Source organism: Tabrizicola sp. (genome assembly GCF_051645465.1).
Taxonomy (GTDB): domain Bacteria; phylum Pseudomonadota; class Alphaproteobacteria; order Rhodobacterales; family Rhodobacteraceae; genus Tabrizicola.
Genome location: NZ_JBOFBI010000251.1, coordinates 1 through 4988, shown reverse-complemented (window position 1 = coordinate 4988; position 4988 = coordinate 1). Strand labels below are relative to the sequence as shown.

Genomic DNA, 4988 nt, shown 5'->3' with positions numbered 1-4988 from the left:
GCGGCGAACGCTGCCAATCAGGCCAAGGCCGAAGCGGCTGTCCTCCGCGCCACGGCAATCCTGGCGCAGCGCGAGGCGGCCAACCGCCGGCAGGCCGAGTTGACCCGACAGGAAGCCGCATCCATCCAGCGCGCGGAGGAGGCGCAGCGAGATGAAGACGTCGCTCGTGCTGACGTGAAAGTTGCCGAAGCGGAACTCGCCGTCATTCGCGCTCAAGGGCAGGATGCAGTCGCTGCTCTGCAACTTGAACAGACGCTGCTGGACCGTCACCGCTTGACCGCGCCCTTTGATGCGCTGGTTGTGACACGCCTGGCCGAAACCGGGGCCGTGGTTCGGTCAGGCGATCCGATCTTTACTCTGATCGACCCCGATACGATTTGGATTCAGGCCTACATTGACGAAGAACGCGCTGGTCAGCTGGCCCTTGGCCAGCCCGGCACCATCCGTCTGCGGTCTCAGCCTGCCAGCGAATTCACGGGCACGATCACCCGCATCGGAGTGGAAAGCGACCGGGTGAATGAGGAACGCCGCGTCTGGCTGACCTGCTCGGATTGCCCGCAGCAAATGTTTCTGGGCGAACAAGCCGAGGTGCGCATCCTGACTGCCACACGCGCCACGGCCCTGATGGTGCCTGAAGTGGCGATTATCGGCTTCGACGGGTATCGCGGCACGGTCTGGATCGTCCAGGACAGTAGGCTTTCGCGCGCCGACCTGACATTCGGCGCGCGGGACGACCGGGGCCGGGTGGAAGTGACGGGCGGGTTGCCCGATGCTGCGCAGGTCGTGGCCGTCCCGCTGCAAGGCGTGGATGAAGGTCGGCTTGCCCGCATCGGAGCTGCGCCATGAACCTTGCCATCAAGGATATCCGCCACGGCCTCTTCCGCTTTGTCCTGACCTGTTTGGGACTTGGGCTTCTGATGACGGTCGTGCTGGCGATGATCGGCATCTACAACGGCCTTGTCGCAGATGCCCTGGCCGTCGTGAAGGCCCCTGCCGCTGATGTCTGGGTGGTCGAGGCTGGCACACAAGGCCCCTTTGCCGAAGCGTCAAGCATCCCGGCCACGACCCGGGACGCCGTGGCCCGCATGCCCGGAGTGGCCGAGGCCGGGGCCATCACTTACCAAACGATCGAGGCCAGCCATGCCGGCGAGACCTTGCGGCTCTATGTCATCGGCTTTGAACCCGGTCGTCCCGGCGGACCGCAGCGCATTACCGAAGGGCGGGGGCTGGGCAGAAGCCACTTTGAACTGCTGGCAGACCGCAAGACCGGTCTGGTGCCCGGAGAGACCATCCGGCTGGGACGCGACCGCTTTACCGTCGTGGGATTGGTCGAGGATGCGATGAACTCAGGCGGCGATCCGGCAGTCTATGTGACTTTGGCTGATGCATTGACGTTGCAGACGGCGATGGACCCGGCCGCTGCCCGGGTGCAGGCGGCCCGGGGCGATGGCGGCCTGCGCCCACCGACGGTGGCCGCCGTTGTTGCCCGGCTGCAGCCCGGTGCCGATGTGGAGCTTTTGACCGCGACGGTTCGGCAATGGAAACACCTCTCCGCCCTCAGCCAAAGTGAACAGGAGCAGCTTCTGCTTGCCTCGGTGGTGGACCGGGCGCGGCGCCAGATCGGTCTGTTCCAGGGGATCCTGCTGTCTGTCAGCGCCGTGGTGATCGCACTCATCATCTACACCATGACCATGGAGAAGCTGAAGCAGATCGCTACCCTGAAGCTGATCGGCGCCCCGGATCGAACCATTGTGGGCCTGATCGTGCAACAGGCGCTGATCCTTGGCATCTCTGGCCTTGCGATCGGGCTGGCCCTGATCCTTCTGGTCAAGGACAGCTTTCCCCGACGCGTAGTGCTTGAGCCGTTCAACGCGCTGGTGCTGACCGGCATCATCCTGATGGTCTGCCTTGTTGCCTCGGGTCTTGGCGTCCGCGCGGCGCTGAAGGTTGACCCTGCCACAGCGCTCGGGGGCTGACCCATGGCGCCGGGCGACATTCTGGTCGATGTGCGGGGCGTCGCCAAGCATTATGGCGAAGGCGAAACCCGTGTCGATGCCTTGCGGTCCGTGGATCTGCGGGTGCATGTCGGCGAAGTCATCGCGCTGCTGGGCCCGTCCGGTTCGGGCAAGACGACGCTGCTGAACGTGATCGGCTGCATTCTTGCCCCGACCGCGGGCCGGGTCGAACTGGATGGCGACGCGGTGTTCGACGGCAAATGGCTCCGCAGCGATCTGCGACGGCTGCGCCTGGACAAGATCGGCTTTATCTTTCAGGCGCACAACCTGTTGCCCTTCCTGACCGCTGAAGAGAACGTCTCGGTCGTGCTGGACCTTGCGGGCTGGCCTGCCGAAAGAGGCCGCCAACGGGCAAGCGAACTGCTTGATTACCTTGAAGTCGGGCATCGGGCCAAGGTGAAGCCGGCCCTGCTTTCCGGGGGCGAAGCGCAACGCGTCGCCATTGCCCGCGCGCTGGCGAACCGCCCCCGGATCATCCTGGCCGATGAACCCACGGCTGCGTTGGACAGTGGTCGGGCGCAGCTTGTGATGGACCTTCTGCGAAAGCTCGCCAGCGACCAGAAGGCCTGCATCATCGCCGTGACGCATGATGAAAAGATCTTCGACCGTTTCGACCGCCTGATCCACCTGCGCGATGGTCGTCTCGTGGACAGCTGAACCAAGGAGAAGGCCATGCCCGCCCTCAGAAAGCCCCTGACGGCCGTCGCCGTTGTCGCAATCGTCTTCGGTCTCCTGACCATCGTTTCTGGAGGCCGCGCCCTTTTTGGTGGCGCCGACATGGGGGCCGTCGTCCCGTTCGTTCTGTGGTTCAACTTCCTAGCAGGGTTTGCCTACATCATCGCGGGTCTGGGGCTTTGGTTTCGGACTGGCTGGGCACCCGGCCTTGCCATCGCCATCACCCTTGCGACCGGAGCGATCTTTGCGGTGTTTCTCTTGGAGGTCTGGCGCGGGACTGCATACGAGGCGCGGACGATGGGTGCGATGGCGCTGCGCCTGGCGATCTGGGTGGTGATCAGCGTCGTGGCGGCAAGGGAAAATGCCAGTCGCGCATGACGGAAGGCAATCCTTTCACAGGGCACCATGCGGCCTGCCGCGATACTAGCAAGCAGGCGGCGTCACGTCTGACGGGACATCCCGTGCCCCCTCGCACTGACCCCAAGCGTCGCAATAGATCAACTGCTCCAGCGGCAGGCGGCTTGCCCAACCCTTAGCCGCCAATTCGGGCTGGTCGTAAAGCTCTTCGACGTAGCCGAGGCAAAGCCAGGCCACGGGAACAACGCTTTCGGGCAGGCCAAGGATGTCGCTTAACGCGCCCGACCGAAAGATGCTGACCCAACCCACACCAATCCCTTCCGACCGAGCCGCCAGCCAGAGGTTCTGAACAGCACAGACGGTCGAATAAAGGTCCATCTCGGGCGCGTGGGTGCGACCAAGCACAACAGGGCCGCCACGCGCGCGATCGCAAGTGACACAGATGCTGACCGGCGCTTGCAGGATGCCTTCAAGCTTCAGGCTGGAATAGAGCGGACGGCGGTCAGGTCCGAACATCGCTTCGGCTTCAGCGTTTGCATCGGCAAAGGCGGCCTGAACCCGACCTTTCACACCGGCATCCCGGACAATGATGAAGTTCCACGGCTGCATGAACCCAACCGAAGGCGCATGATGGGCAGCCGTCAAAATGCGCATCAGAACATCTTTGTCCACGGGTGTGTCCGTAAACTGCGAGCGCACGTCGCGGCGCGAGAAGATAGCGCGATAGACGGCAGCGCGCTCGCTTTCGCTGAAGGCTCCGGCCGCGACCGGAGAGGCAGAAACGGACATGACGGTCCCCCTTCGTCGAAACGGGCGCGCCGCCGGCCTTCGGCGCGTCCTGTTTCGTCTGGCCGGTCTTCTGACTTGGCTTCGCGCGGGTGCTGCGCCTTCCCGGTCATTCGACCAGTGGCAAATGCAGCCCCATCCACCTTACAGCGTTGGGCACGTCGCAGGATTTCACTGCGTTCCCGATTATCCCGCCACGAAAAGCGGCGGGCACCAGACGCCGCCACTGTAGGCGTAAGTTCGATCTGGCGCAATCAGCGCGGCACTCCCGACGAAGACAGACGTAAAATCATTCTGCGGGATCCTTCAGCCCGGAATTTGGATCGAGGGCGTAGCCGCTCGCTGGTCCACGAAGGGGTTGAGCCAGCATCTGGTCGAGCCACAAATCACGCTGTGTACGAAACTGTTCGATACCGATTTCCATCCCTTCGTGCCCCTTGGCGGGCTGAGCGATGTAGGTCCCGAGCAGCCGGTCCCACCACGGCAAGTTGAAGCCGTAGTTCGAGTTGGTCTCGCGCGGGTCTTTGGAATGGTGGACGCGGTGCATGTCCGGCGTCACGACGAACAGGCGCAGCACGCGGTCCACCGGGCGTGGCAGGTCGATATTGGCGTGGTTGAACAGCGCGGTGGCGTTCAGGACCACCTCGAAGAGCAGCACCGCGACGGCGGGCGGGCCGAGCGCCGCGACCACTGCCAGCTTGATCCCCATTGAAATGAGGATTTCCACGGGATGGAAACGCAGTCCCGTGGTTGCGTCGAAATCGAGATCGGCGTGGTGCATCCGGTGCAGCCGCCAGAGCCCGGGCACGGCGTGGAACATCACGTGCTGAAGGTAGATCGCCAGATCGAGCAGCAGCATCGAGACGATGATTGCGACCCAGACTGGCACATCGATGTTGTTGAGCAGGCCCCAGCCACGATCCTCGGCCATGACGGCCAGACCGACCGCGAGGATCGGAAAACTCAGCCGCAGGATGACCGTATCCACCACCACCAGAGCAAGGTTGTTCGTCCAGCGGATCACACGCGGGATCTCCCGTCTGCGCCGGGGGGCTGCCACTTCCCAAAGCGCCATCGCCGCCAGAACACCCAGAAAGATGGCAAGCCGGATGGTCGCCTCGGTGGCAAGGATGGTCTCGGACATGGATCGCTGGC

The 4988-nt window shown here is 63.8% G+C and carries 7 protein-coding genes and 1 riboswitch; of the genes, 4 read left to right on the top strand and 3 right to left on the bottom strand.

Translation table 11 applies throughout. The features are described from left to right. Positions 1-270: hypothetical protein (locus tag ACRCSW_RS16665; RefSeq protein WP_438706774.1), on the bottom strand; the 270-nt coding region annotated here is incomplete at its 3' end. On the opposite strand from ACRCSW_RS16665, the gene ACRCSW_RS16660 reads away from it, so the two are divergent. From ACRCSW_RS16660 to ACRCSW_RS16645, 4 genes are read left to right on the top strand one after another with little or no spacing between them, the layout of a single operon-like run. After that, entirely contained in the window at positions 175-846 is a 672-nt protein-coding gene (locus tag ACRCSW_RS16660) for an efflux RND transporter periplasmic adaptor subunit (RefSeq protein ID WP_438706773.1), read from the top strand. The genes ACRCSW_RS16665 and ACRCSW_RS16660 overlap by 96 nt on opposite strands. Next, positions 843-1976, top strand: a complete 1134-nt coding sequence (locus tag ACRCSW_RS16655; protein ID WP_438706772.1) for an ABC transporter permease — start codon at positions 843-845, stop codon at positions 1974-1976. The genes ACRCSW_RS16660 and ACRCSW_RS16655 overlap by 4 nt, the downstream gene beginning before the upstream one ends. Positions 1977-1979: 3 nt before the next feature. Next, positions 1980-2672 (top strand): ABC transporter ATP-binding protein, encoded by a 693-nt coding sequence (locus ACRCSW_RS16650; RefSeq protein ID WP_438706771.1) that lies wholly within the window; start codon positions 1980-1982, stop codon positions 2670-2672. Between the two features lie 15 nt (positions 2673-2687). Beyond that, positions 2688-3068 carry a hypothetical protein gene (locus ACRCSW_RS16645; RefSeq protein WP_438706770.1) on the top strand — a complete coding sequence of 127 codons (381 nt, stop codon included), beginning with the start codon at positions 2688-2690 and terminating at the stop codon, positions 3066-3068. 45 nt (positions 3069-3113) lie between these two features. Here ACRCSW_RS16645 and bluB read toward each other — a convergent pair whose 3' ends face one another. Beyond that, complete coding sequence (gene bluB / locus ACRCSW_RS16640; protein WP_438706769.1) at positions 3114-3836, bottom strand: 5,6-dimethylbenzimidazole synthase; 723 nt, start codon at positions 3834-3836, stop codon at positions 3114-3116. A 43-nt stretch (positions 3837-3879) separates the two neighbouring features. Next, a riboswitch (cobalamin riboswitch) is annotated at positions 3880-4066 on the bottom strand. A 56-nt stretch (positions 4067-4122) separates the two neighbouring features. Then, the gene (locus tag ACRCSW_RS16635; RefSeq protein ID WP_281470253.1) at positions 4123-4977 is read right to left on the bottom strand and encodes a sterol desaturase family protein; all 855 of its coding nucleotides are present in this window, start codon (positions 4975-4977) and stop codon (positions 4123-4125) included. Positions 4978-4988: the final 11 nt, after the last annotated feature.